Origin of the sequence: Arenimonas metalli CF5-1, from assembly GCF_000747155.1 — a bacterium.
In the GTDB taxonomy this organism is placed as follows: domain Bacteria; phylum Pseudomonadota; class Gammaproteobacteria; order Xanthomonadales; family Xanthomonadaceae; genus Arenimonas; species Arenimonas metalli.
Genome location: NZ_AVCK01000012.1, coordinates 415,326 through 440,618, shown reverse-complemented (window position 1 = coordinate 440,618; position 25,293 = coordinate 415,326). Strand labels below are relative to the sequence as shown.

Here is a 25,293-nt window from a genome sequence, read left to right as displayed (position 1 = left end):
CAGGAAGGCCAGAAGGTCTCCTTCAAGCTCGTCAAGGGCCAGAAGGGCATGCAGGCTGACGAAGTGCAGCCGATGTAATCCAGTCCGCATGGACTGAGCGAAGCCCCGGGCGCAATCCCGGGGCTTTTCTTTTGTATGCTTCGGCCTCCCGCTCCGAACGGAAGCCTGCATGTACACGCTGTACTACTCCCCCGGCGCCGCCAGCCTCGTCGTCCACTGGCTGCTGATCGAGATCGGCGCGAAGCACGAGCTGCGCAAGCTCGACCTGGCGGCCGGCGAGCATCGGCGCCCCGAGTACCTGGCCCTCAACCCGAATGGCGTGGTGCCGACCCTGTTGGTCCACGGCGAGCCGCTGGCCGAAGCGGCGGCGCTGGTGCTGCACCTGGCCGACGTGCATCCGTCCTTCGGCCTCGCGCCGGAGCCGGGCAGCATCGAGCGCGGGCGGTATTACCAGTGGGTGCTGCACCTGGCCAATACCCTGCAGCCGGCGTTCCGCACCTGGTTCTATCCCGGCGAGGCGGCGGGCGAGGCGCCGGCCGAGGCCGCGCAAACGTTGGCCCGCCAGCGCATCGAAGCCGCCTGGGAACGCATCGAGGCGCACCTGGCCAAGCGTGGCCCCTACCTGCTGGGCGCGTCGGTGAGCGCGGCCGACTTCTACCTGGCCATGCTGATGCGCTGGTCGCGCAACATGCCGCGGCCGGCCACCGACTGGCCGCAGCTGGCGGCGCTGGCGCAGCGCATGAAGGCGCGGCCGTCGTTCCGCACGCTGTACGAGCGCGAAGGCCTCACCGAATGGGCGTGACCGGGTGAGCCCCGTCCGCCGCGTGCTGCTGGCCGGTGCCTCCGGCCTGGTCGGCAGCGAAGTGCGGCGGCAGTTGATCGCCCGTGCCGACGGCCCCGCCGTGGTTTCGCTGCTGCGGCGCCCGCGGCAGCCGCATCCGCCGCGCGACCTCGAGTGGGTCGCCGACCTCTCCGACCCCGCCCACGACGACGACCTCACCGCCAGCCTGCGCGCCCTGGCCGGCGACTTCGACGCCTGCGTCTGCGCGCTGGGCACCACGATCCGGCAGGCCGGTTCGCGTGAAGCCTTCCTGGCGGTCGATCGCGACCTGGTGATCCGCGTGGCGACCGTCGCCCGCGCGCTGGGCGCCACGCGCATGGTGCTGGTGTCCTCGGTCGGCGCCAGCGCGCAGTCCGACAATTTCTACCTGCGGGTGAAGGGCGAGACCGAGCGCGCGCTCGGTGAACTCGGCTTCGAACGGCTCGACCTGATGCGCCCCGGGCTGCTGCTCGGCGAGCGCAGCGAGAAACGCCCGGCCGAGCAATGGGGCCAACGCCTGGCGCCGCTCGCCAATCCGCTGCTGCGCGGCCCGCTGCGCCGCTACCGCGCGATCGCGGCCGCGGACGTGGCGGCGGCCGCCGTCGCCGTGCTTGCGCAGGGCGAGGGCGGCCGCCATGTCCACGAAAACGCCGGGCTGATGGCGCTGGCGCGGGCTTAGTTCGCCGCGGCCAGGCCCACGCGCAGCAGCTTGCCGTTGGCGGCGTCGGTCAGCAGGTACAGGTAGCCGTCCGGCCCCTGGCGCACGTCGCGGATGCGCTCGCCGAGGTCGGTGAGCATCGCCTCCTCGCGCACCACCTTGTCGCCCTCGAGCTCCAGCCGCACCACGCGCTGGAAGGCGAGGGCGCCGACGAACAGGTCGCCCTGCCACGCCGGGAAGCGGTCGGCGGTGTAGAAGGCCAGGCCGCTGGGCGCGATCGACGGCGTCCACTGGTGCATCGGCTGCTCCATGCCCGGCGCCTCGGTCTTGCCTTCGCCGATCGGCATGCCGTTGTAGTTCACGCCCAGCGTGATCACCGGCCAGCCGTAGTTCTTGCCGGGCTCCGGGATGTTGAGCTCGTCGCCGCCGCGGGCGCCGTGCTCGGTCTGCCAGAGCGCGCCGGTGGTCGGGTGCAGCGCCGCGCCCTGCACGTTGCGATGGCCGTAGGACCAGATCGCCGGCTGCGCATCGTCGCGGCCGACGAAGGGGTTGTCGGCGGGGATGCTGCCGTCGCGCTCGATGCGGAAGATCTTGCCCTGGCCCAGGTCCAGCGGCTGCACGTTCGGCTGCGTGCCGCGGTCGCCGCTGGTCACGTACAGGCGCTTCTCGCGGTCGAACACCAGGCGCGAGCCAAAGTGCTGCCCGGTATCGAGCTTGGGCGACTGGCGGAAGATCACCTCGACGTCCACGAGCGCGTCGTTCTCCCAGCGGCCGCGGGCCACCGCCGTGCCGCCACCGCCTTCGCCCGGCTCGCTGAAGCTCAGGTAGACCCAGGGCGTGGTCGCGAAGTCGGGGTCCAGCGCGACGTCCAGCAGGCCGCCCTGTCCTTTGGCGAACACCTCGGGCACGCCCGCGACCGGCGCCGACAGCGTGCCGTCGGCGGCGACGATGCGCAGGCGACCCGGGCGCTCGGTCACGAGGTAACGACCGTCGGGCAGGAAAGTGAGGCCCCACGGGTGCTCGAGGCCCTCGGCGACGGTGGCGACCTCGAGCTCACCGGCTTCACTCGCGAAGCGGGCGACCTTGGCGGGGGCCGCGGGCGCGGCGTCGGCGGCGGGCTCGGCGGCCGGGGTGGCGGCGGCACCGGTTTCGCCGGCGCCGCAGCCGGCGAGGGCGAGGAGGAGCGCGGCGGAGAGGACGGATCGCATGGTCGGGTTCCTTGGACGGGGATTACTTGAGGAGGGGTTCGAGCGCGGGCCAGACGTGGTCGCGCAGGCGCGGCTGCGCCTCGGCGACCGGATGCAGGTTGTCGGCCTGGAAGGCCTCGCGGTCGCTGGCGATCGGCTCGAGCAGGAAGGGCAGCAGGGCGGCGCCGTGGGCCTCGGCCAGCTCGACGTAGTTGCGTTCGAAACCCTGCGTGTACTGCGGCCCGAAGTTGGGCGGCAGGCGCATGCCGACCAGCAGCACCCGCGCGCCGGACTCGCGCGAGGCCAGGATGATCTTCTCGAGGTTGGCGCGGGTGTGCTCGAGCGGCAGGCCGCGCAGGCCGTCGTTGGCGCCCAGTTCGACCACGACCACGGCGGGTTTGTGCCGGGCCAGTTCGCCGGCGATGCGGCTGGCGCCGCCGGCGGTGGTTTCGCCGCTGACGCTGGCATTGGCGACGCGCCAGCCGGGGTAGCGGGCCTGGAGCTTCTCGGCGGTCAGCGCCACCCAGCCCTGTTCCGGCGCGAGGCCGTAGGCGGCCGACAGCGAATCGCCCAGCACCAGCACCGTCCGCGACTCCGCGGCCTGCACGGCGCCGGCCAGCAGGGCAAGTGCCAACAGCAGGGCCGTCATGCCCCGTTGAACCCGGCCCCGCCATGCTCCATATCGTTCGAACATCTTCCACTCCATCTGCAAGAGGATTCCCATGGCCGACAGCCACGATTCGTCCGTCGTCGTCTCCGAAGCGCTGCGCGCCGACGACCTGGGCAAGCGGGTGCCGCTGCCCTCGGGCGAACTCACCATCCTCGATGGGGTCGGTTTTACCATCGCCAAGGGTGAAGCGGTTGCGATTGTCGGCGCCTCCGGTTCAGGCAAGAGCACGCTGTTGTCGCTGCTGGCGGGCCTGGACGTGCCCAGCCAGGGCCGCGTCCTGCTCGATGGCGCGGCGCTGTCCGCGCTGGACGAGGACGGCCGGGCGCGGGTGCGGGGCGAGAAGGTCGGCTTCGTCTTCCAGAGCTTCCAGCTGCTGCCGTCCCTGACCGCGCTGGAAAACGTGATGCTGCCGCTGGAGCTGCGCGGCGACGACGACGCCGAGGGTCCGGCCCGGGCCATCCTGTCCCAGGTCGGCCTGGGCGAGCGCCTGGGCCACTACCCGCGCCAGCTCTCCGGCGGCGAGCAGCAGCGCGTGGCCCTGGCCCGCGCCTTTGTCACCCGGCCGGCGGTGCTGTTCGCCGACGAGCCCACCGGCAACCTCGACACCACCACCGGCCAGGCCATCGTCGAGCTGCTGTTCAAGCTCAACCGCGACGCCGGCACGACGCTGGTGCTGGTCACCCATGACGAGCGCCTGGCCGCGCGCTGCGGCCGCATCCTGCGCCTGGACGGCGGCCGGCTGGTGAAGGCATGAACCGGATCGCACTGGCCTGGCGCCAGCTGCGCCGCGACCTGGCCTCGGGCGACGTCCGCATCCTGCTGGCGGCGCTGGTGCTGGCGGTGATGGCCGTGACCTCGGTGAGCTTCATCACCGACCGCGCCGAGCGTGCGCTGGCGCTTGAGGCCAACCGCCTGCTGGGCGGCGATGCCGTGGTGCGCAGCGATTCGCCGATCGAAGGCGAACTGCGCGAAGCCGCCGCCGCGCCGGGCCTCACGTTGACCGAAACCCTCAGCTTCCCGAGCATGGTCCGCGCCGGCGAGGCCCTGCGCCTGGGCGAGATGAAGGCGCTGGGCGAGGGCTTCCCGCTGCGCGGCACCTTCCGTCTTCTCGATCCCGCCACCGGCGGCGAGCGCGACGCCAAGGGCATCCCCGCGCCCGGCACGCTCTGGCTCAGCCGCGCCGGCGCCGACCAGCTCGGGGCGAAGGTGGGCGACGCCATCGGCGTGGGCAACAGCGAACTGACCCTGGCCGCGCTGGTGGTGCAGGAGCCCGACGCCGCGCTGGACTACTTCAACACCGCGCCGCGCGTCTTCCTCAACCTCGCCGACGTGCCCGCCACCGGCCTGGTGCAGGAGGGCAGCCGCATCGGCTACCGCCTGGTCGTGGCAGGTGAATCCGGCGCCGTCGAGAAATTCACCAACTTCGCGCGCGACAATCTGGGTCGTGGCCAGCGCCTGGAAACGGCCGGCGACGCGCGACCGGAAATCCGTCGCGCCCTCGATCGCGCCGATCGCTTCCTCGGCCTGGCGGCGCTGGTGTCGGTGGTGCTGGCCGCCGTGGCCGTGGCGATGGCGGCGCGCCGGCACAGCGCGCGCCACCTGCAGGGCTCCGCCGTGATGCGCTGCCTGGGCGCCAGCCAGGGCACGCTGGTGGCGATCCACGCCGGCGAGCTGCTGCTGCTCGGCCTGATGGGCTGCACGCTTGGCGTGGCGCTGGCCTTCGGCCTGCAGTGGGCGGTGGCCGACTGGCTGATGGCGGCACTCAAGCTTTCGATTCCCGGCGCCGGCTGGCGGCCGGTGCTGGAGGGTTTCGGCGTCGGCCTGACCGTGCTGCTGGCCTTCGGCGTGCCGCCGGTGCTGGCGCTGCGCCGCGTGCCGGCCCTGCGCGTGCTGCGCCGCGACCTCGACCCGACCGAACCCAGCGCGGTGCTGGTCGCGCTGGCCGGCCTCGGCGGGCTGGCGCTGCTGCTGTGGTGGAAGGCCGGCTCGGCCGAAGTGGGCACGGCGATGCTGCTCGGCATCCTCGGCACCCTGGCGGTGCTGGCCGGCCTGGCCTGGACCCTGATCGCGGTGCTCAAGCGCATGCGCTCGCGCCTGCGCGGTCCGTGGCGCTACGGGCTGGCCAACGTCAGCCGGCGCGCCGGTGCCAGCATCGCGCAGGTCTCGGCCCTGGGCCTGGGGCTGATGGCGCTGCTGCTGCTCACGTTCGTGCGCACCGACCTGCTCGACCGTTGGCGCAATGCGCTGCCTGCCGATGCGCCCAACCGTTTCATCGTCAACGTGCAGCCCGACCAGGTGGCGCCCGTGCGCGAGTTCCTGGCCGCGCAGGGCGTGGTCGACCCGGTGCTGTACCCGATGATCCGCGCCCGCCTGCTCGAGGTGAACGGCAAGGCGGTGACCGGCGACAGCTTCCCCGAGGAGCAGGGCCGCGCCCGGCGCATGGCCGAGCGCGAGTTCAACCTCTCGCAGGTCGATGCGCTGCGCGCCGACAACGAAGTCACCGCCGGCCAGTTCTGGACCGGTGTGCCGGCCTCGCCCGAGCTGTCGGTGGAAGAGGAGTTCGCGGAAACCCTGGGCTGGAAGCTGGGCGACGAGGTGAGCTTTGACATCGCCGGCTCGCGCTTCAGCGGCCGCGTCACCAGCCTGCGCAAGGTGGACTGGGAGAGCTTCCGGCCGAACTTCTTCGTGGTGGCGTCGCCAGGCTCGCTCGATGGGTTCTCGGGCAGCCACATCACCGCGGTGAGGGTGCCGGCCGAGCGCACGCGCTTCACCGCCGAGCTGGTCGCGGCCTGGCCGAACCTGTCGGTCGTGGACGTGGACGCCGTGCTCGACCAGGTGCGCGGCACCGTGGAGCAGGTCTCGACCGTGGTCGAGGCGGTCTTCTACTTCTCGCTGGCGGCGGGCGTGCTGGTGCTGCTGGCGGCGGTGAGCGCGAGCCAGGACGAGCGCCTGCTCGAGGGCGGCGTGATGCGGGTGCTCGGCGGCAGCCGGCGGCAGCTGCGCTGGGCCCAGGTGTCGGAGTTCAGCGCGATCGGCCTGCTGTCGGGCCTGGTGGCGGCAATCGCGGCGACGGTGCTGGCCGGCGTCATCGCCGACCTGGCCTTCGACCTGCCGTGGACCGCGAACCCGAGGCTGGCGGCGACCGGCGCGGTCATCGGCACGCTGGCGGCGCTGGCCGCCGGCCTGTTCGCCACCCGTGGCGTGGTCAACACGCCGCCGTCGGTGACGCTGCGCGAGCTGCAGGGCTAGCCGGTCAGTCGAGCCAGAGCGCGAGGCCGAATACGCCGAGCATCGTGAACGCGAGCGCCACCTTCAGGGCGGCGCCCAGCGCCAGGCCGACCCAGGTGCCGAAGCCGACGCGGGAGGCATCGCGCCATTCCTTGCCGTTCGACATCTCGCCCATCGCCGCGCCCAGGAAGGGCCCGGCGACCAGGCCCGGCAGGCCGAAGAAGATGCCGACCAGTCCGCCCAGGCCCGCGCCCCAGAGCGCCTTGTTCGAGGCGCCCACCCGCTTGGCGCCGACCACGCTGGACAGCAGGTCCACGGCGATCGACAGCACCACCAGCACGCCCAGCACGACGAGGGTCACCCCGCCGATGCGCTGGAAGTCGTCGGTCCAGGCCGCGAGCAGCATGCCGGCGAACATCACCGGCAGCCCCGGCAGCACCGGCAGCACGGTGCCCAGCAGCCCGATCAGGATCAGCGCTCCGGCGACGAGGTAGTACGCGGTCTGGGTGTCCATGGCCCGAGCATACCGCCTGGCGGGGTTGCCTGTTGCAATTGCGTTTTGAACGCGGATAAAGGCGGATAAGCGCCGATAAATGCGGATAGGGCAGAAACATGGAGGGGGTTGGTCACGCGAGTGGATTTTGCCCTGCGGGAATACTCACAGAATCTTCTTCTGCTTTATCCGCGTTTATCGGCGCTTATCCGCTCTGATCCGCGTTTATTCCGTTTCGACTTGTTTTCCGCATGCCCAAAAGAAACGACCCGCCACGGGGCGGGTCGTTGGGCTGCCGATGGAGGGAGGGATTACTCCGGCAGGATCACGGTGTCGATGACGTGGATGATGCCGTTGCTGGCCTTGATGTCGGTCGCGGTGACGGTGGCCTCGTCGATCTTGACGGTGGAACCGGCCACGGTCACGTCGGCGGCGGCGCCGTTGACGGTGGTGGCGGTGTCGAGCTTGACCACGTCGGCCGCGGTGACCTTGCCGGCGACCACGTGGTAGGTGAGGATCGCGACCAGCTGGTCCTTGTTTTCGGGCTTGAGCAGGCTCTCGAGCGTGCCGGCCGGCAGCTTGGCGAAGGCGGCGTCGGTCGGCGCGAACACGGTGAACGGGCCTTCGCCGCTCAGGGTCTCGACCAGGCCGGCGGCCTTGACGGCAGCGACCAGGGTCTCGAAGTCGGCGTTGGACGCGGCGACGTCAACGATCGTGCCGGCCGGCTTGTCCATGCCTTCGTTGTGGTGGCCCGCGAAAGCGGGGGTGGCAACGACGGCGGTCATCATCGCGACGAGCAGGCTCTTGCGGAAGATATTCATCATGGGCTCCGTGGAATGGGGTGGGTGCCTTGGGCACGACGCCACGATGCAACCCGGGCCGTCGCGGCGGCGTGCGCGGCGCGTCAATGGCGCGTTGTTTCCACGTGCAGGGCAGGTGAGTGCCGCCGGGCGGTGGCGGTTCCGGCCCTGCCGGAGGCGGGGCGCAGCCGATATGCTTCGCGCGGCATCAACGAAGGTGGATCGAATGCAGATCGAAGAACGCCGGATCGCGACCAGCGACGGCCACGCCGCCAGCCTGCGCGTGCACCACGCCGGCGCCGGCGCGCCCGGGCTGCTGTGGTTGCCCGCGCTGGGCGTGCCCGCCAACAAGTACGACGCGTTCGGCCAGGCGCTGGCGCGGCTCGGCGTCAGCTGCGCCGTGCACGAATGGCGCGGCAACGGCAGCAGTTCGCTGCGCGCCGGCCGGGGCAGCGACTGGGGCTATCGTGAATTGCTGCAGCAGGACCTGCCCGCTAGCATCGCCGCGCTGGAGCCGGGCGAATGGCGCTTCGGCGGCCACAGCCTCGGCGGGCAGTTCGCCGCGATGGCGGCGGCGCGCCAGCCCTCGGCCTGCCGCGGCCTGGTGCTCGCGGCCACCGGCGTGCCGGACGCACGCACCTTCCGGGGCCGGCAGCGCCTGGGCATTTCGCTGTTCGCGCGCAGCATCCCGCTGGTCACCGCCGTGGCGGGCTACTACCCGGGCCACCGCCTGAAGTTCGCTGGCCAGGAAGCGGGACGCCTGATGCGTGACTGGGCCGCTACCGTGCACAGCGGTCGCTACGCGGACTACGGGGACGGCGAGGCGATGGACGCGATGCTGGCGCGGCTGGCGCTGCCGACGCTGGGCCTGCGCTTCAGCGACGACTGGCTGGTGCCGGAGGCCTCGCTGCGGGCGCTGGTGGCGAAGCTCGGCGAGGGCGAACACCGGGATGAACTGTTCGACGCGGCGCGACTGGGCGCCGCGCCGGACCACTTCCGGTGGATGCGGCAGCCGGAGGCCCCGGCGGCCGCGATCGCGAGCTGGATCCGCCTCAGCCCTTGAAGTCGCGGTGGCAGGCCTGGCAGCCCGAACCCACGCGGTCGATCACGACGCGGGCGGCGGCGCAGTCCGCCGGGGGCGCGGACAGGGCGGCGTCCAGCGCCGCACGCAGCTCGCTGGCGTGCCCGATGAAGCGTTCGTCGTCCGCCGTCGGCAGGAAGGCGGGTTCGAGGTCATTGCCGAGGTAGCGCAGCGCCTGCAGGCGCGGCGTGAGGTCGGCGCTGGTGCAGCGGTTCTGCTTGAGCGACTGGTCCAGGCCCTTCATCTGGGCGGACATCACGGCCATCACGCCGTTGGGATAGGCGGTGCCCTGGCGCAGGGTATTGATCAGGATCAGGGTGCACAGGGCGCCGACCAGGAGGCCGATGACGCCGACGATCAGGGAACGCATGGGCTGCTCCGGAAGTAAGCCGCCGCGAAGATATCACGGCGACTTACCCGGGCAAGCCGGTCAGCGCAGGGGAGAGATGCGGTTTCCGTCGACGCGGACGTAGGCGCCCTCGCGGATGCCGGCGGGCAGGCGGTTGGTGTTGATCACGATGCGGCGGCCGTCGTCCATGCGCACGTGGACGTCGAAGGTTTCCTCGTTGACCTTGTTCTCGATCGCGTTGCCGGCGATGGCGCCGGCGACCGCGCCCGCCACGGTGGCGGTGTTCTGCTTGCCGTCGCTGCCGTGCTTGGGGATCTCGCGGGCGGCGACCGCACCCACCAGGCCGCCGAGCACGGCGCCGGTGCGGCTGTTCTCGCGCGCGCCATAGACCTGCTCGATGCGCTCGACGCGGCCGCAGTCGTAGCAGCGCTGCGGCTCGGAGTAGCCGTAGCCGCGGTCGTTGTAGCCGTAGCCGCTGTTTCGCGGGGCGGTGGAACAGGCCGCCAGGCCGGCGGTGGCGAGGGTGGCGACGATCAGCAGGTGGCTCTTCATGGCGATTTCCTCGGATGGGACACTCGGGGCCGACGCTAGCCCCGGCCGCCTGAACCGGCCCCGACCCGGGCCGCCCTGATTGCAAAACCGTTCATGGCCGCGGCACTGCCCTAAAATGGCGGCATGACCCAGACCTCCCAGCGATTCGCCGGCATCGACCGGCTTTACGGCCGCGGCGCCGCCGAGCGCCTGGCCGCGGCCCAGGCCTGCGTCGTCGGGCTGGGGGGCGTCGGCTCCTGGGCGGTGGAGGCGCTGGCGCGCAGCGGCGTGGGCCGGCTGGTGCTGATCGACGCCGACGAGGTCTGCGTCAGCAACACCAACCGCCAGCTGCACGCGCTCGACGGCCAGTACGGCCGCGGCAAGGGCGAGGTGCTGGCCGAGCGCTGCCGGGCGATCAACCCGGACATCCAGGTGGAAGTGGTTCCCGAATTCCTGCTGCCGTCCAACCTCGAGGCGCTGCTCGACCGCGGCCACGACGTGGTGCTCGACGCCTGCGACAGCTTCCGCAGCAAGCTGGAGATGATCGTTTGGTGCCGGCGCCGCAAGCTGCCGGTGGTCGTCTGCGGCTCCGCGGGCGGGCGCACCGACCCGACCCTGGTGCGCGTGCGCGACCTCTCGCGCACCGAGCAGGACGCGCTGCTGGCCCTGGTGCGCAAGCAGCTGCGCGCCGGCTTCAAGTTCCCGCGCAACCCCGACCGCTATTTCGGCGTGCCGGCGGTGTACTCGCTGGAGAACGTGAAATACCCGCAGGGCGACGGCAGCGTCTGCGGCGTGCGGCCGAAGCTGGGCGCCGACGAATCGCTCAAGCTCGACTGCGGCGCAGGGCTGGGCGCGGCGACCCACGTCACCGGCAGCTTCGGCTTTGCGATGGTGGGCAAGGCGATCGAGCTGCTGCTCAAGCCGAAGCCGGCCGCCTGACGAACAGCCGGCGGGCGTTGGCCGTGGTCGCGGCGGCGATGGCCTCGGGCGATTCCCCGCGCAGCTGCGCCACCACCGCCAGCACTTCCGGCAGGTAGGCCGGCTCGTTGCGCTCACCGCGATGGCCGGCGCCGGGCTGGTCGGGTGCATCGGTTTCCAGCAGCAGGAACTCCAGCGGCATGCTCGCCACCGTTCGCCGCAGCCGCTGCGCGCGCTCGAACGTCACCGGCCCGCCAATGCCCAGGTGGAAACCGAGGTCGAAGAGTTGCCTCGCCTGTTCTTCGCTGCCCGACCAGCTGTGCACCACGCCGCGCAGGCCGCCGGTGCGGCGCAGGCGGGTGATCACTTCATCCACGGCGCGGCGGGCGTGCAGCACCACCGGCAGGTCGAAGTCGCGGGCCAGGTCGAGCTGGGCCTGGAAGAAATGGCGCTGGCGCTCGGGGTCGAGCCCCTCGACGAAATAATCCAGCCCGCACTCGCCGACCGCGGCCGGGCGCTCGGTCGCCAGCCAGTCGGCCAGCTCGTCCAGGTGCTCGTCGCGGTGCTGGTCGAGGTACATCGGATGCAGGCCGTAGGCGGGCAGCAGGCCATCGTCCAGCGCGCAGGCGGCACGCAGGGCCGGCCACGCGGCGCGGGACACGGCCGGCACCAGCTGCCACTGCACGCCGGCCGCGCGGGCCCGGGCCACCACCGCCGGCCGGTCCGGGTCGAACTCCGGGGCGTCGAGGTGGCAGTGGCTGTCGTAGAGCGCGCTCATTCCCGGCGCGATTCGCCTTCGATCGGCTCGCGCGGGGCCGGCGGCGGCTCGCTGCGCTTCCAGTTCGCCAGCACCAGGGTCGCCAGCGCCGTGATGATCTCGTCCATGAAGGGAATCGGGTCGGGCAGCAGCCAGCTCAGCACCATCAGCGCCAGCGTCACCTTGAACAGGGTGGGGAAGCGCAGGCGGCTCGCGAAGCCGACGACGGGTCCGGTCATGGGGTGCGGCATGGTCGGCTCCTTTTGACGATCCTTGCCGCGAAATTAACACGCCGGCGTAGCTAATCATGGCTTGTGCCGCCGTTCAGGCTGGGGCGACCAACCTTGGGCCCGAGCGACGGACCCTGCCGTTGCCGAAAGAGGACATGACCATGAACAAGACCGTATTGGCTGCCGTGGCCGGCATGCTGGCCGCCGGTGGCGCCATCGCCGCCTACCAGACCTTCGCGACGCCTTACGCGGACGTCGTGTCGTCCACCCCGATCATCGAGAAGGAGCCGATCTACGGCGACGTGGTGTCCAGCACCGCCGTCACCGAGATGCGCACCGGTTCGCGCCAGGTCTGCGAGGACGTGGCGGTCGAGAAGCGTCGCGAAGAGCGCTTCGGCGACAAGGACGGCATGGTCGTGGGCGCCGTGGTCGGCGGCCTGCTGGGCAACCAGGTGGGCGGCGGCGACGGCAAGAAGCTCGCCACCGTCGCCGGTGCCGTGGGCGGCGCCTTCGCCGGCCGGGAGATCGACCGCCGCCACACCGGCGGCCAGAAGTACACCGAGGTCGAGCAGCAGTGCCGCACCGTCACCGAGCCGCGCGAGGAAGTGATCGGCTACGACGTGCAGTACCGCCGCGACGGCGAGGTGTCCACCACCCGCGTCGAGGACAAGCCGGGCGCCCAGATCCTGCTCGGCGAGCGCGACAAGGTCGTCGGCTACGACGTCACCTGGGAGTACGAGGGCCAGACCGGCAGCCTGGTGATGGACGAGGACCCGGGCAAGCGCCTGCCGATCAAGGACGGCGTGATCGCGGTCCGCTCGGCCGATACGCCGCCGCAGGGTTGATCCCTTCACCCCGATGAACCCCGGAAGGGCCGGCCATGCCGGCCCTTCCGCGTTCACGGGCTGCCTTATGGCCGCCGGGCGGGCTAAAATGCCGGACTTTCCCCGCCGACCGCAGACCGCCCCATGGCCCTGAACCCGACCGACCTGTTCGACATCCGCAGCCTGCTCTCCGAAGAGGAGCGCATGATCCAGGACAGCGTCGCCCGCTTCACCGACGAACGCGTGCTGCCGATCATCGGCGACTGCTTCGACCAGGGCCGCTTCCCGTCCGAGCTGGTGCCGGAAATCGCGGCCATGGGCCTGTTCGGCTCCTCGCTGCCCGAGAAGTACGGCTGCGCCGGCCTCAACGCCGTCAGCTACGGCCTGATCTGCCAGGAGCTCGAGCGCGGCGACAGCGGCATCCGCAGCTTCGTCTCGGTGCAGAGCTCGCTCTGCATGTACCCGATCTACGCCTACGGCTCGGAAGAGCAGCGCCAGCAGTACCTGCCCGGCATGGCCCGCGGCGAGATCATCGGCTGCTTCGGCCTGACCGAGCCGCACGGCGGCTCCGACCCGGCCAACATGAAGACCACCGCCAAGCGCGATGGCGGCGACTGGATCATCAACGGCGCCAAGATGTGGATCACGAATGGCTCGATCGCCGACATCGCCATCGTCTGGGCGATGACCGACGAGGGCATCCAGGGCTTCATCGTCCCGAAGGGCACCAAGGGCTTCGACACCCAGGTCGTGCACAAGAAGATGAGCCTGCGCGCCTCGGTCACCTCGGCGCTGTTCTTCGACGGAGTGCGCGTGCCCGACAGCCAGCGCCTGCCGAACGTGAAGGGCCTCAAGGGCCCACTGGGCTGCCTGAGCCAGGCCCGCTACGGCATCACCTGGGGCCCGATCGGCGCCGCCATCGCCAGCTACACCTCGGCGCTGGAATATTCCAAGACCCGCATCCTGTTCAACCGCCCGATCGCGGCCACCCAGGCCGTGCAGCTCAAGCTCGCCGACATGGCCCGCCGCATCACGCTGGCGCAGCTGCTGTCGCTGCAGCTGGGCCGCCTGAAGGATGCCGGCAACCTGCAGCACTCGCAGGTGTCGCTGGCGAAGTGGAACAACTGCCGCATGGCCCTCGACATCTCGCGCGAGGCGCGCGACATCCTGGGCGGCGCCGGCATCACCACCGAGCATCCGCCGATCCGCCACGCCCTCAACCTCGAGTCGGTCATCACCTACGAAGGCACCGAGACCGTGCACCAGCTGGTGATCGGTCGCGAAGTCACCGGCATCAACGCGTTCTGACCGACCATGTCCGCCGCCACGCTGGTCCCCGCGCGCCACAAGGACGTCAATCGCGCGAAAGTCTGCGATGACAATTTCATCGAGTTCGTCGCGAACTGGAGCGGGCGGCCGGAGCCGCGCCCGGCGCCGCAGGAGCCGGTGCTGGAGGGCAGCGCCTGCACGGCGCAGGACTTCCTGGCGCTGTTCGATTCGCAGCTGGTGTCGCGCCACCTCGACCTGATGGCGCGCGTGCTGCGCGTGCAGCAGAAGGTGTTCTACACGATCGGCTCCTCGGGGCACGAGGGCAATGCCATGGTGGCGCGGCTGACGCGCCACACCGACCCGGCCTTCCTGCACTACCGCTCCGGCGGCTTCATGGCCGAGCGCTTCCGCAAGCTGCCGGGCATGGATCCGATCATGGATTCGGCGCTGAGCTTCGCGGCCAGCAGCGAGGACCCGATTTCCGGCGGCCGCCACAAGGTGTGGGGCAGCAAGCCGCTGTGGGTGCTGCCGCAGACCTCCACGATTGCCTCGCACCTGCCCAAGGCGCTGGGCACGGCGATCGCGATCGAGCAGGCGCGCCGCATCGGCCACGCGCTGCCGATCCCGGACGATTCGATCACGGTCTGCTCCTTCGGCGACGCCTCCAGCAACCACGCCAGCGCCCAGACCGCGTTCAACACCGCGCAGTGGACCGCCTACCAGAAGCTGCCGGCGCCGGTGCTTTACGTGTGCGAGGACAACGGCATCGGCATCTCGGTGAAGACCCCGGGCGGCTGGATCGCCAACGCGTTCCGGAACCGCGAAGGACTGGACTACTTCTACGCCGACGGCCTGGACATCGCCGAGGGCTACGGCCAGGTGCAGGCCGCGGTGGAACACTGCCGCCGCACGCGCCGGCCGACCTTCCTGCACCTGCGCACCACGCGCATCATGGGCCACGCCGGTACCGACTTCGAGATCGAGTGGCGCAGCTTCGAGGAGCTGATGGCGGTTGAAGCCACCGATCCGCTGCTGCGCTCCGCCGCCATCGCGCTGCAGTCCGGCCTGATGTCCAAGGACGAGGTGCTGGCGAAGTACGAGGACACCCGCAAGCGCTGCTTCGCCGCCGCCGAAGAGGCCGACCGCCGGCCCAAGCTCGACGACCTGGTCGAAGTGATGCGGCCGCTGGCGCCGTTCACGCCGGACCAGGTGATGGCCGAGGCCACCCGCGACGATTTTGCCGACAAGCGCCAGGCCGTGTTCGGCAGCGAGGCGAAGCTGCCGGAAAACCAGCCGCCGCGCCACCTGGCCATCCAGATCAACAACGCCCTGCACGACCTGTTCTGCAAGTACCCGGAAGCGCTGCTGTTCGGCGAAGACGTGGCGCAGAAGGGCGGCGTGTACACGGTCACCAAGGGCCTGCACAAGGCGTTCAAGAACGCCCGCGTGTTCAACACGCTGCTGGACGAGACCATGATCCTGGGCCTGGCCCAGGGCTATGCCAACGTCGGCATGCTGCCGATGCCCGAGATCCAGTACCTGGCCTATTTCCACAACGCCTGCGACCAGATCCGCGGCGAGGCCTGCTCGCTGCAGTTCTTCTCCAACGGGCAGTACCGCAACCCGATGGTGATGCGCATCGCCTCGCTGGGCTACCAGCGCGGTTTCGGCGGCCACTTCCACAACGACAACTCGATCACCGCGCTGCGCGACATCCCGGGCCTGGTGGTCGGCTGCCCCAGCCGCGGCGACGACGCCGTAACGATGCTGCGCACGATGATGGCGCTGGCCAAGGTGGACGGGCGCGTCTGCGCCTACCTCGAGCCGATCGCGCTGTACATGACCAAGGACCTCTACGAAGCCGGCGACGGCCAGTGGCTCACCGCCTATCCGCCCAACGGCGAGGCGATGGTGCTGGGCGAGGAGCGCGTGTATTTCCCGGAAGCCCGCGACCTGGTGATCTTCAGCTTCGGCAACGGCCTGCCGATGAGCCTGCGCGCCGCGCGGGACATCGAAAGGAACCACGGCTGGAAGGTGAGGGTGGTGGACCTGCGCTGGCTGCAGCCGCTCAATGCCGAGGCGATCGCGCGGCATGCCGGCGAGTGCGCCCGCATCCTGGTCGTGGACGAGGGCCGCAAGTCGGCCGGCGTGGGCGAGGGCGTGATCACCGCCGTGGTCGAGGCCGGCCACGGCGCCAAGCCGCTGCGCCGGGTGGTCGGCGCCGACACCTACACGCCGCTGGCGGGCGCCGCCTTCCTGGTGATCCCGAGCGAGGCCGACATCGTGGCGATGGCCGCCGAGCTGGCCTGAGCCCGTTAACCCGGGGCATGAATGACGCCCCCGCCGGCCTCGCCTAGACTCGCCGCATGAGCCCGTCCCGGCCCCAGACCATCCTGTTCGCCGACGTCAGCGGCAGCACGCGGCTGTTCGAGAGCAAGGGCGACCAGGAGGCGCGGCGACTGATCGCCGCGGTGCTCGAGGCGCTGACCCAGGTCTGCCGGCAGCACGGCGGCCGGGTCATCAAGACCATCGGCGACGAGATCATGTGCACCTTCCCGGCGGCGCTCAACGGCGTGCTGGCGGCCTGCGACATGCAGCGCCGGATGGGCCGCGACATCGACTTCGTGCGCGACAACCTGGCGGTGCGCATCGGCCTGCACCACGGCGACGCGCTGGAGGAGGAGGACGGCGACGTCTACGGCGACGCGGTCAACACCGCGGCGCGGATGGCCTCGCTGGCCAAGCGCGAGCAGATCGTCACCACTGCGGCCACCTACGACAGCCTGTCGGGCAAGGTCCCGGAGGCGCGCGGCCTGGGCAAGGCCCGCGTCAGCGGCAAGCTGCTGCCGATCTCGATCGTGGACCTGGTCTGGCAGGAAGACACGTCCGGCATGACCACCGTGCAATCGGCGGTGCGCCTGGGCGACGCGGCACAGGCCGGCGAAGTTCTGCGGCTGCGGCATCGCGGCCAGGTGGTCGAGCTGCGGCCCGATTCCGAACCCTTCAGCATGGGGCGCGAGCCGGCCAACCACCTGCAGGTCGAGGCCGACTGGGTCAGCCGCACGCACGCGATGATCGAGTACAAGCGCGGCCATTTCCTGCTCGCCGACCGCTCCACCAACGGCACCTACGTGCGCATCGGCGACGACGACGAGCTCAAGGTCCACCGCGACGAGCTGCACCTGCGCAAATCGGGCACGATCAGCCTGGGGCAGGCGGTCGCCGTGAACACCGGCGACGTCATCCACTACGAGACCGCCTGAGCGCGGGGTCTTCGGACCCGCAAAAGAATGTAGGAGGGGCTTCAGCCCCGAAGCTCTTGGCGAAAAGCTTCGGGGCTGAAGCCCCTCCTACAGGTTACGCGCCCGGCCGTCAGTCGTCGGCTTCGACCTGGATGCCGCCGGTGATTTCCGGCTCGACGTCTTCCACGATTTCCGGCTCGGCCGCCTTCGGCATCGGCTTGTAGCCGAACACGCCGCGCAGCAGGTTCTCGCTGCCCGCGTATTCGGAGGCATTGGTGGCGACGAACTGGCTGGCGCCGAGCTCGACCAGCACCTCGTACAGCGTGTCGTCCTCGTGCAGCTTCAGCATCGCGTCGGCCACGGCCTGGCGCACGTCGGAAGGCACGGTGCCGCCGGCGCTGAGGGCGCGGCCGGTGAACTCGCGCGAATCGGACACCGACACCAGGTTCGGATACAGCTGGGCGATGTAGTTGGGCACCATCGCCGCTTCGGTTTCCTGCGAGAACACCATCTCGACGCCGTCGCGCCAGTTCGCCGCCACCGACATGATCTCGGGCTGGGCGATCGGGTTCTTGTAGAGGTCGCCGAGCAGCAGGTAGCCCATGCTGGGCGCCGGCATGCTGACCACGCGGTAGCCGATCAGGCCGCGCGAGCCGCCTTCGGCGACCGAGGCATCGGCCATCAGCGAATAGCGCGTGCTCTCGGCCACGCGCACCAGCGGCGTGAAGCCGAGGCGGTTGACGCGGTAATCGGTGAAGTGGGCTTCCTCGAACGCGAAGTCGGTCTTCGAGCCCGAGCGCAGGTCGCGCCAGTACACGTGGTAGTTGGTGGCGGCCTTGAGGCGGAAGGTATGTCCGGTGCTCTTGGAGAGGTAATCAAGCAGCGGCTTGTAGACCTGCTCGGCCTGGGCCGGCGGATAGTTGGGTTCGACCGCGAGGATGTAGTCGGCGGCGAGCGCCGGCATCGCGGCCAGTGAAAAAACGAAGGCGGCAAAGCCCTTTTTAAGCATCATGTGGTGTTCCTCCCTGTGCCCGCGGTATAGCAGACATCCCGGCCTTTGGCCAATGCTGGCGCGGGTTTCAGGGCTGTCGCGCGAGGCCTTCGTTCAGCCCGGCGAGCTGGCAGGGGCGGCCGTCGACGGCGAGCGCCGCGTGCTCGCCGGATGTGAAGACGGCAAGGCCTTCACGGCCGTCGGCCGTGGCGCAAACCACGGTGCCGACCGCGGCCTCGCCGGCCTTCACGCTTTGCCCGGGGGCGAGCGCGTCGCCGAGGATGCGAACCAGTTCACGCTTCGCCTGGCCGAGGTAGTGGGTGCGGGCGACGATTTCCTGCCCGGGGTAGCAGCCTTTCCTGAGGCTGAAGGCGGCGAGCCGCCCCAGCGACAGCATCTGCGGGGTCCACGCTTCGCGCTGCGATTCGGGCAGGCGGGGCAGGCCGTAGGCGAGGTCGGTGGCCAGCCACTGCTGTTCCAGCGCCGGGTCGGCGGGCGCCAGCGCCGGGTCGCTTTCCGGCAGCAGCCACAGCGTGCGCGGGTTCGCGGGATCGCCCAGGTCCAGCGCGAGCGGGGGCGTCGGGCCGCCGTCGAAGCGATCCGGGGCCGGGGTGGCGTGGTGCGGGCCGGCCGCGGCCACCCAGCCGGTCGCGTCGTCGAGCACCAGCTTGCTGCGGAAGACGAAGCGCTGCAGCGCAGCCTTCAGGGATGCGACCGGGTGGTCGGGCACCAGCAGCAGGAACCGGTCATCGGGCAGCCTCACCAGCGCCATCAGCGCGATCACGCGGCCTTTCGGGGTCAGCCAGCCGCTCCAGTGCCACTGGCCAGGCGCCAGCGCGGCGACGTCGCTCATCAGCTGCGCCTGCAGGAACTTGCCGGCATCGGGGCCGGAAACGGCCATCACGCCGAAGCCGGGGAGAGCAGGGCAGGACGCCGCGGGCAGATTTGTCTTGAACGCCATGGGGGTGGGACTTAACATTGCCGGATGCCAGACGAGCCTCGAATCATAGGCGAAACCGCGGGTCCCGCCGCGCCGGACGCCACCGCGTCCGAAGCTTCCGGGACCGCGGCGGCGCCGAAGCCCACCGAGATCGGCGGGCGCGACGGACCCGAGCCCACCCGCTACGGCGATTGGGAAAAGAACGGCCGCTGCATCGATTTCTGACGCCGCGAACACAGCGCGGCGAGCACACTCCCCTTCATAACCAGACGAGCGCAGCCCATGGCCACGCCAAAACGACCGCTGTCCCCCTTCATGATCGGCCCGTACTACCGGCCGCAGCTCACCAGCATGATGTCCATCGCCCACCGCGCCACCGGCGTGATCCTGGCGCTGGGTTCGCTGGTGCTGGCGGCGTGGCTGGTGGCCGCGTCCGAGAACGCCATGATCTACGACGGCTTCCGCGGGCTGCTGGCCTCGCTGCCGGGCAAGGTCGCGCTGTTCGCGTTCTCGGCCAGCCTGGTCTACCACTTCCTCAACGGCATCCGGCACCTGTTCTGGGACGCCGGCCACGGCTTCTCGATCCCGAAGGCCTATGCCAGCGGCTACGCCGTGCTGGCGCTGTCGGTGGTGATCACCGCCGTGCTCTGGTGGTGCGGCCTGGGAGGCATGGCATGAGCCTGCGCAATCCGCTTGCCCGCGCCAAGGGCCTGGGTTCGGCCAAGGACGGCACCTCGCACTGGTGGCACCAGCGCCTCACCGCCATCGCGCTGGCCCTGCTGACCCCGTGGTTCGTGATGTTCGCCGTGAACCTGATCGGCGCCAGCCACCTGGCCGTGCGCGGCGCCATCGCCCACCCGGTCACCGCGACGCTGCTGGCGGCCTTCGTGCTGTCGCTGTTCTGGCATGCGCGCCTGGGCCTGCAGGTCGTGGTCGAGGACTACGTGCACGGCTGGCTGGAGATCGCCCTGCAGGTCGCCATCAAGTTCGTCTTCGCGCTGGCGGCCATCGCCTCCCTGCTGGCCATCGGCCGCATCGTCTTCACTGCCTGAGCCCGCCATGACCTCTGCCTACAAGATCCACGAGCACACCTACGACATGGTGGTCGTCGGCGCCGGCGGCGCCGGCCTGCGCGCCACCTTCGGCCTGGCCCAGAAGGGCCTGCGCACCGCCTGCATCTCCAAGGTGTTCCCGACCCGCTCGCACACCGTGGCGGCGCAGGGCGGCATCTCGGCCGCGCTGGGCAACATGGGCGAGGACGACTGGCGCTTCCACTTCTACGACACCATCAAGGGCTCGGACTGGCTGGGCGACCAGGACGCCATCGAGTACATGTGCCGCGAGGCCATTCCGGCCATCATCGAGCTCGAGCACCAGGGCGTGCCGTTCTCGCGCACCGAGGACGGCAAGATCTACCAGCGTCCCTTCGGCGGCATGACCACGCACTACGGCCAGGGCACCGCCCAGCGCACCTGCGCCGCCGCCGACCGCACCGGCCACGCCATCCTGCACACGCTGTACCAGCAGTCGCTGGCGCACCAGGCCGAGTTCTTCATCGAGTACTTCGCACTCGACCTGATCATGGACGAGGAGGGCGCCTGCCGCGGCGTGCTCGCGCTCGACATGGCCTCGGGCGAACTGCACCTGTTCCGCGCCCAGGGCACCGTGCTGGCCACCGGCGGCTACGGCCGCGCCTACTTCAGCGCCACCTCGGCCCACACCTGCACCGGCGACGGCGGCGGCATGGCGCTGCGCGCGGGCCTGCCGCTGCAGGACATGGAGTTCGTGCAGTTCCACCCCACCGGCGTCTACGGTGCCGGCTGCCTGATCACCGAGGGCGTGCGCGGCGAAGGCGGCATCCTGCGCAACTCGGCCGGCGAGCGCTTCATGGAGCGCTACGCGCCCAACGCCAAGGACCTGGCCTCGCGCGACGTGGTGTCGCGCTCGATGACCATTGAGATCCGCGAAGGCCGCGGCGTGGGCCCGAAGAAGGACCACATCCACCTCGACCTGACGCACCTGAATCCGGCCGACATCCACGAGAAGCTGCCGGGAATCGCCGAGACCGCGAAGATCTTCGCCGGCGTCGACGTCACCAAGCAGCCGATCCCGGTGCTGCCGACCGTGCACTACAACATGGGCGGCCTGCAGACCAACTACCACGGCGAAGTGGTCACGCTGAAGAACGGCAACCCGGATTCCGTGGTGCCGGGCCTCTACGCGATCGGCGAAGCGGCCTGCGTGTCGGTGCACGGCGCCAACCGCCTGGGCTCGAACTCGCTGCTCGACCTGGTGGTGTTCGGCCGCGCCGTGGCCAACCGCTGCGCCGAAACCATCAAGCCGGGCGCGGCGCACAAGTCGCTGCCGGCCTCGGCCTGCGACAAGTCGCTGGCCAACCTCGACAAGCTGCGCCACGCCAACGGCGGCACGCCGACCGCGCAGATCCGCGACGCCATGCAGCAGACCATGCAGAACGACGCCGCGGTGTTCCGCACCGGCGAGACGCTCAAGCACGGCGTCGACAAGATCCGCGAAGTGGTGGCCTCGTTCGCCGACGTGCGCGTGTCCGACCGTTCGCTGGTCTGGAACTCGGACCTGGTCGAGACCCTGGAGCTGCAGAACCTGCTCGGCCAGGCCGTCGCCACCCTGGTGTCGGCCGAGAACCGCAAGGAATCGCGCGGCGCCCACGCCCGCGAGGACTTCAAGGACCGCGACGACGTCAACTGGCACAAGCACACGCTGTGCTGGGTCGACGACGCGGGCAAGACCACCATCGACTACCGCCCGGTGCACATGTACACGCTGAGCAAGGACGTCGACGTGGTGCCCCTCAAGGCCCGCACCTACTGATCGCCCAGGACACCTGACAATGGCTGAGTTCACCCTCCCCAAGAATTCCAAGGTCACCAAGGGCAAGCATTTCGCCGCCACCGGCGCGAAGAACGTGCGGACCTTCAAGATCTACCGCTGGAACCCGGACGACAGCGCCAACCCGCGTACCGACACGTACGAAGTGGACCTGGACAGCTGCGGCCCGATGGTCCTGGACGCGCTGATCAAGATCAAGAACGAGATCGACCCGACGCTCACCTTCCGGCGCAGCTGCCGCGAGGGCATCTGCGGCTCGTGCGCGATGAACATCGACGGCACCAATACCCTGGCCTGCACCAAGGGCATCGACGAGTGCGGCAAGAAGGAAGTGCCGATCTACCCGCTGCCGCACATGCCGGTGATCAAGGACCTGGTGCCGGACCTGAGCCACTTCTACGCCCAGTACGCCTCGATCAAGCCCTGGCTGCGCACGCAGAGCCCGGCGCCGGCCAAGGAGCGCCTGCAGTCCAAGGAAGACCGCGCCAAGCTCGACGGCCTGTACGAGTGCATCCTCTGCGCCTGCTGCTCGACCAGCTGCCCGAGCTACTGGTGGAACGGCGAGCGCTACCTCGGCCCGGCCGTGCTGCTGCAGGCCTACCGCTGGATCATCGACTCCCGCGACGAGGACACCGGTGCGCGCCTGGACGAGCTCGAAGACCCGTTCAAGCTCTACCGCTGCCACACCATCATGAACTGCGCCCGCACCTGCCCGAAGGGCCTGAACCCCGCGAAGGCGATCGGCGAGATCAAGAAGCTGATGCTGCAGCGCCGCGGCGCCTGAGCCCCGTGGAAGCGCGCGATCCGGAACGCGAGGCCGCCGAACTCCGGCGGCTTCGCTGGCGCTGCCGGCGCGGCATGCGCGAGCTCGACCAGCTGATGCTGCGCTATCTCGACGCCCGCTGGCCGTCGGCTTCCGACGAAGAACGGGCGGTTTTCCTGCAGCTGCTGGACACCGAGGACGATAAGCTCTGGCGATGGTTCATGGGCCGGGAACGGCCGGAGGACGCTTCGCTCGATGGCCTCGTCGCCCGCATCCTCGATCTTCCGCCTTGACTGGCGCCCTTCGCGCGTCCTCGGCTTCGCGCTGGTGATGCTCGGGCTACTGGCCGGCGCGTCGGTCCTGGCCAGCCGTTTTCCGCCGCTTGTGAAGTTTCCCGCCGCGATCCTGGCGCTGGCCCATTCGCTGCGCCTGGCGCGGCGCGAGGCCGGCAGGCTGCCCTGCGTGCTGGCCTGGGCGGGCGGCGAGGGGCCAGTCCGGGTCGGGGACGAGGTGCTGGTTTCGCCGCGCCTGCACCAGCGCGGGCCGATCGCAGTGCTGGTGGCGCGCGACGTTCATGGAAGGTTGCAGCGTTTTTGCTGGTGGCCGGATACCCTGTCGCCTGGCCTGCGTCGCCAGCTCGCGCTGGCGGCCTCGGCCGGCCCCCTCACCGGACACCCGCTGGCCCGATGGCCCGCCTAGGACCCCATGTTCCAGCCCCTGCCATTCTCGATCGGCCTTCGCTACCTGCGCGCCAAGCGGCGCAACGGGTTCATCTCCTTCATCTCGATGGCGTCCATCCTGGGCATCATCATCGGCGTCATCGCGCTGATCACCACCATCTCGGTGATGAGCGGCTTCCAGCAGGAGCTGCGCGACCGCATCCTCGGCATGGTCGCGCACGCCACCGTGGCCGGCGTGGACGGGCCGCTGCAGGACTGGCCGCGCGCCGTCGCGCTGGCCGATGCCGATCCGCGCGTGGTCGGCGCCGCGCCCTACATCGAAACCGAGGCCCTGCTGCAGGGCCGCCAGCGCCGCGGCGCCATCGTCCGCGGCGTGCTGCCCTCGCACGAGCCGAAGGTGTCGGAAATCGCCGGCATGATGAAGCAGGGCTCGCTCGACCAACTGCAGCCGGGCGAGTTCAACATCATCCTCGGCCGCGAACTGGCCATCCTGCTGGGCGTGGGCCCGGGCGACGCGGTCAACGTCTTCATCTCCGAGTCCACCGTGACGCCGCTGGGCGCGCTGCCGCGGGCCAAGCGCTTCAACGTGGTCGGCATCTTCGAGGCCGGCGCGCAGGAATACGACCTGGGCATGGCCCTGGTGCACCTGCAGGACGCGCAGCGGCTGGGCCGGATGGGCGAGGGCGTCACCGGCGTGCGCCTCAAGCTGGCGGACCTGTGGGAGGCCTGGCCCGTGGCGCGCGACCTGTCCGACAAGATGGAGGGCTACTACCGGGTGCGCGACTGGATGCGCGACAACGCCAACTTCTTCCGGGCGCTGAAGATGGAGAAGACGGTGATGTTCATCCTGCTCACCCTGGTGATTGCCATCGCCGCCTTCAACCTGGTGTCGTCGCTGGTGATGCTGGTGCAGGACAAGCAGTCCGACATCGCCATCCTGCGCACGCTGGGCATGTCGCCCGCGGCGGTGATGCGGGTGTTCATCGTGCAGGGGCTGGTGATCGGCGTGGTCGGCATCGCGGTGGGGACGATCGGCGGGGTGCTGCTGGCCAGCAACCTCTCGCACGTGGTGCGCTTCTTCGAGGGCCTGCTGGGCGCCGAGCTGATGCCGTCCGACGTCTACTACATCAGCGGCGTGCCGACCCTGGTGCAGGCGTCCGACGTGGCGATGGTGGTGGCGGTGGCCTTCGTGCTCTGCCTGCTGGCCACGATCTACCCGGCCTGGCGCGCTTCCCGCACCGACCCGGCCACGGCGCTTCGCTATGAATAAGGATCCCGGCATGGACGTCGTCATCCGCTGCTCGAAGCTGGGCAAGACCTATGAAGAGGGCGACCTGAAGACGCCGGTCTTCGACGGCCTCGACCTCGAGGTTCGCCGCGGCGAAACGGTTGCCATCGTCGGCGCCTCGGGCGCGGGCAAGAGCACCCTGCTGCACCTGCTCGGCGGCCTGGACCACGCCACCTCGGGCGAAGTCCACGTCGCCGGCGAATCGATGTTCACGCTGGGCGAGCGCCAGCGCGGCGAACTGCGCAACCGCACGCTGGGCTTCGTGTACCAGTTCCACCACCTGCTGCCGGAATTCACCGCGCTCGAGAATGTGATGATGCCGCTGCTGATCCGCGGCGATTCGGTCGAAGCGGCGCGCGAGCCCGCCCAGCGCCTGCTCGGGCGCGTGGGCCTGGGCCACCGCCTCGGCCACAAGCCCGGCGAGCTCTCGGGTGGCGAGCGCCAGCGCGCCGCGGTCGCGCGCGCCCTGGTCACCCGCCCGGCCTGCGTGCTGGGCGACGAGCCCACCGGCAACCTCGACGAGAAGACCGCGGCGTCGGTGTTCGACCTGATGCTGGAATTGAACCGCGACCTGGGCACCGCCCTGGTCATGGTTACCCACGATCGCCGCCTGGCGCGACGACTGGATCGGACCCTGGAACTGACCCGGGGACGACTGCAGCCGCTCGGGGACGATGCCATCGCCTGATTCCCTCCGGACGGCGCC

General features: G+C 70.4%; 29 protein-coding genes. 19 read left to right on the top strand and 10 right to left on the bottom strand.

Annotated features, from left to right (window positions below):
* The first annotated feature begins 169 nt into the window (after nucleotides 1–169).
* Together N787_RS05705 and N787_RS05700 are read left to right on the top strand one after the other, a co-directional pair.
* Nucleotides 170–802: a glutathione S-transferase family protein gene (locus N787_RS05705; protein ID WP_034211364.1), complete on the top strand. Its 633-nt coding sequence runs from the start codon at nucleotides 170–172 to the stop codon at nucleotides 800–802.
* A 4-nt stretch (nucleotides 803–806) separates the two neighbouring features.
* A complete protein-coding gene (locus tag N787_RS05700) occupies nucleotides 807–1,499 on the top strand; it encodes an NAD(P)H-binding protein (RefSeq protein ID WP_034211362.1) in 693 nt (230 codons plus the stop codon).
* Here N787_RS05700 and N787_RS05695 read toward each other — a convergent pair.
* On the bottom strand, nucleotides 1,496–2,686 hold the full coding sequence (locus N787_RS05695) for a PQQ-dependent sugar dehydrogenase (RefSeq protein ID WP_034211360.1): 1,191 nt from the start codon (nucleotides 2,684–2,686) through the stop codon (nucleotides 1,496–1,498). The genes N787_RS05700 and N787_RS05695 overlap by 4 nt on opposite strands.
* 22 nt (nucleotides 2,687–2,708) lie before the next feature.
* Nucleotides 2,709–3,314 (bottom strand): arylesterase, encoded by a 606-nt coding sequence (locus N787_RS05690; RefSeq protein ID WP_034211358.1) that lies wholly within the window; start codon nucleotides 3,312–3,314, stop codon nucleotides 2,709–2,711.
* Nucleotides 3,315–3,387: 73 nt separating this feature from the next.
* Here N787_RS05690 and N787_RS05685 point away from each other — a divergent pair, with 73 nt between their 5' ends.
* Entirely contained in the window at nucleotides 3,388–4,089 is a 702-nt protein-coding gene (locus N787_RS05685) for an ABC transporter ATP-binding protein (protein ID WP_052575163.1), read from the top strand.
* Nucleotides 4,086–6,584: an ABC transporter permease gene (locus N787_RS05680; RefSeq protein WP_034211356.1), complete on the top strand. Its 2,499-nt coding sequence runs from the start codon at nucleotides 4,086–4,088 to the stop codon at nucleotides 6,582–6,584. Before N787_RS05685 ends, N787_RS05680 begins: the two co-directional genes overlap by 4 nt.
* A gap of 4 nt (nucleotides 6,585–6,588) precedes the next feature.
* On the opposite strand, the gene N787_RS05675 is transcribed toward N787_RS05680, so the two are convergent.
* Together N787_RS05675 and N787_RS05670 are read right to left on the bottom strand one after the other, a co-directional pair.
* Nucleotides 6,589–7,077, bottom strand: coding sequence for a DUF456 domain-containing protein (locus tag N787_RS05675; RefSeq protein ID WP_034211354.1), 489 nt, complete (start codon nucleotides 7,075–7,077; stop codon nucleotides 6,589–6,591).
* Between the two features lie 290 nt (nucleotides 7,078–7,367).
* Nucleotides 7,368–7,877 (bottom strand): fasciclin domain-containing protein, encoded by a 510-nt coding sequence (locus N787_RS05670; RefSeq protein ID WP_211252132.1) that lies wholly within the window; start codon nucleotides 7,875–7,877, stop codon nucleotides 7,368–7,370.
* A 205-nt stretch (nucleotides 7,878–8,082) separates the two neighbouring features.
* Here N787_RS05670 and N787_RS05665 point away from each other — a divergent pair, with 205 nt between their 5' ends.
* The gene (locus tag N787_RS05665) at nucleotides 8,083–8,919 is read left to right on the top strand and encodes an alpha/beta hydrolase family protein (protein ID WP_034211350.1); all 837 of its coding nucleotides are present in this window, start codon (nucleotides 8,083–8,085) and stop codon (nucleotides 8,917–8,919) included.
* Here the strand turns inward: N787_RS05665 and N787_RS05660 are convergent.
* Both N787_RS05660 and N787_RS05655 read right to left on the bottom strand, forming a co-directional pair.
* Nucleotides 8,909–9,307, bottom strand: coding sequence for a hypothetical protein (locus tag N787_RS05660; protein ID WP_034211348.1), 399 nt, complete (start codon nucleotides 9,305–9,307; stop codon nucleotides 8,909–8,911). The two genes, N787_RS05665 and N787_RS05660, sit on opposite strands and share 11 nt — an antisense overlap.
* A gap of 60 nt (nucleotides 9,308–9,367) precedes the next feature.
* On the bottom strand, nucleotides 9,368–9,838 hold the full coding sequence (locus N787_RS05655; RefSeq protein WP_034211346.1) for a glycine zipper 2TM domain-containing protein: 471 nt from the start codon (nucleotides 9,836–9,838) through the stop codon (nucleotides 9,368–9,370).
* A 123-nt stretch (nucleotides 9,839–9,961) separates the two neighbouring features.
* On the opposite strand from N787_RS05655, the gene N787_RS05650 reads away from it, so the two are divergent.
* On the top strand, nucleotides 9,962–10,756 hold the full coding sequence (locus tag N787_RS05650) for a tRNA threonylcarbamoyladenosine dehydratase (RefSeq protein ID WP_034211345.1): 795 nt from the start codon (nucleotides 9,962–9,964) through the stop codon (nucleotides 10,754–10,756).
* Here the strand turns inward: N787_RS05650 and N787_RS05645 are convergent.
* Nucleotides 10,734–11,513, bottom strand: coding sequence for a TatD family hydrolase (locus N787_RS05645; protein WP_034211343.1), 780 nt, complete (start codon nucleotides 11,511–11,513; stop codon nucleotides 10,734–10,736). The genes N787_RS05650 and N787_RS05645 overlap by 23 nt on opposite strands.
* The gene (locus tag N787_RS05640) at nucleotides 11,510–11,743 is read right to left on the bottom strand and encodes a DUF6116 family protein (RefSeq protein ID WP_034211340.1); all 234 of its coding nucleotides are present in this window, start codon (nucleotides 11,741–11,743) and stop codon (nucleotides 11,510–11,512) included. Before N787_RS05640 ends, N787_RS05645 begins: the two co-directional genes overlap by 4 nt.
* A gap of 134 nt (nucleotides 11,744–11,877) precedes the next feature.
* Between N787_RS05640 and N787_RS05635 the strand changes: the two genes are divergently transcribed.
* The 4 genes from N787_RS05635 to N787_RS05620 all read left to right on the top strand — a co-directional run bounded on the left by N787_RS05635 (nucleotide 11,878) and on the right by N787_RS05620 (nucleotide 17,078).
* Nucleotides 11,878–12,567, top strand: a complete 690-nt coding sequence (locus tag N787_RS05635; protein WP_034211339.1) for a glycine zipper 2TM domain-containing protein — start codon at nucleotides 11,878–11,880, stop codon at nucleotides 12,565–12,567.
* 123 nt (nucleotides 12,568–12,690) lie between these two features.
* Nucleotides 12,691–13,854 (top strand): acyl-CoA dehydrogenase family protein, encoded by a 1,164-nt coding sequence (locus N787_RS05630; RefSeq protein WP_034211337.1) that lies wholly within the window; start codon nucleotides 12,691–12,693, stop codon nucleotides 13,852–13,854.
* Nucleotides 13,855–13,860: 6 nt separating this feature from the next.
* Nucleotides 13,861–16,125 (top strand): thiamine pyrophosphate-dependent enzyme, encoded by a 2,265-nt coding sequence (locus tag N787_RS05625; RefSeq protein ID WP_034211334.1) that lies wholly within the window; start codon nucleotides 13,861–13,863, stop codon nucleotides 16,123–16,125.
* A 56-nt stretch (nucleotides 16,126–16,181) separates the two neighbouring features.
* Nucleotides 16,182–17,078 (top strand): adenylate/guanylate cyclase domain-containing protein, encoded by an 897-nt coding sequence (locus tag N787_RS05620; RefSeq protein WP_052575162.1) that lies wholly within the window; start codon nucleotides 16,182–16,184, stop codon nucleotides 17,076–17,078.
* Between the two features lie 109 nt (nucleotides 17,079–17,187).
* Here N787_RS05620 and N787_RS05615 read toward each other — a convergent pair whose 3' ends face one another.
* Nucleotides 17,188–18,069, bottom strand: coding sequence for a phosphate/phosphite/phosphonate ABC transporter substrate-binding protein (locus N787_RS05615; RefSeq protein WP_084590644.1), 882 nt, complete (start codon nucleotides 18,067–18,069; stop codon nucleotides 17,188–17,190).
* 67 nt (nucleotides 18,070–18,136) lie between these two features.
* Nucleotides 18,137–18,949: a CAF17-like 4Fe-4S cluster assembly/insertion protein YgfZ gene (gene ygfZ, locus N787_RS05610; RefSeq protein WP_034211331.1), complete on the bottom strand. Its 813-nt coding sequence runs from the start codon at nucleotides 18,947–18,949 to the stop codon at nucleotides 18,137–18,139.
* Nucleotides 18,950–19,033: 84 nt separating this feature from the next.
* Between ygfZ and N787_RS15310 the strand changes: the two genes are divergently transcribed.
* From N787_RS15310 to lolD, 9 genes are all read left to right on the top strand, one after another.
* Nucleotides 19,034–19,213 (top strand): DUF1674 domain-containing protein, encoded by a 180-nt coding sequence (locus N787_RS15310; RefSeq protein WP_034211330.1) that lies wholly within the window; start codon nucleotides 19,034–19,036, stop codon nucleotides 19,211–19,213.
* Between the two features lie 57 nt (nucleotides 19,214–19,270).
* Nucleotides 19,271–19,666: a succinate dehydrogenase, cytochrome b556 subunit gene (sdhC, locus tag N787_RS05600; RefSeq protein ID WP_034211329.1), complete on the top strand. Its 396-nt coding sequence runs from the start codon at nucleotides 19,271–19,273 to the stop codon at nucleotides 19,664–19,666.
* Nucleotides 19,663–20,040: a succinate dehydrogenase, hydrophobic membrane anchor protein gene (sdhD, locus tag N787_RS05595; RefSeq protein WP_034211327.1), complete on the top strand. Its 378-nt coding sequence runs from the start codon at nucleotides 19,663–19,665 to the stop codon at nucleotides 20,038–20,040. Before sdhC ends, sdhD begins: the two co-directional genes overlap by 4 nt.
* Before the next feature lie 7 nt (nucleotides 20,041–20,047).
* Nucleotides 20,048–21,838: a succinate dehydrogenase flavoprotein subunit gene (gene sdhA / locus N787_RS05590; RefSeq protein WP_034211325.1), complete on the top strand. Its 1,791-nt coding sequence runs from the start codon at nucleotides 20,048–20,050 to the stop codon at nucleotides 21,836–21,838.
* Between the two features lie 19 nt (nucleotides 21,839–21,857).
* The gene (locus tag N787_RS05585) at nucleotides 21,858–22,640 is read left to right on the top strand and encodes a succinate dehydrogenase iron-sulfur subunit (RefSeq protein WP_034211324.1); all 783 of its coding nucleotides are present in this window, start codon (nucleotides 21,858–21,860) and stop codon (nucleotides 22,638–22,640) included.
* A gap of 74 nt (nucleotides 22,641–22,714) precedes the next feature.
* Nucleotides 22,715–22,912 carry an FAD assembly factor SdhE gene (locus N787_RS05580; protein WP_052575178.1) on the top strand — a complete coding sequence of 66 codons (198 nt, stop codon included), beginning with the start codon at nucleotides 22,715–22,717 and terminating at the stop codon, nucleotides 22,910–22,912.
* Nucleotides 22,875–23,318 carry a hypothetical protein gene (locus N787_RS05575; RefSeq protein WP_052575161.1) on the top strand — a complete coding sequence of 148 codons (444 nt, stop codon included), beginning with the start codon at nucleotides 22,875–22,877 and terminating at the stop codon, nucleotides 23,316–23,318. Before N787_RS05580 ends, N787_RS05575 begins: the two co-directional genes overlap by 38 nt.
* Before the next feature lie 6 nt (nucleotides 23,319–23,324).
* Entirely contained in the window at nucleotides 23,325–24,569 is a 1,245-nt protein-coding gene (locus N787_RS05570; protein WP_034211322.1) for a lipoprotein-releasing ABC transporter permease subunit, read from the top strand.
* The gene (gene lolD, locus N787_RS05565; protein WP_034211320.1) at nucleotides 24,562–25,275 is read left to right on the top strand and encodes a lipoprotein-releasing ABC transporter ATP-binding protein LolD; all 714 of its coding nucleotides are present in this window, start codon (nucleotides 24,562–24,564) and stop codon (nucleotides 25,273–25,275) included. The genes N787_RS05570 and lolD overlap by 8 nt, the downstream gene beginning before the upstream one ends.
* Nucleotides 25,276–25,293: the final 18 nt, after the last annotated feature.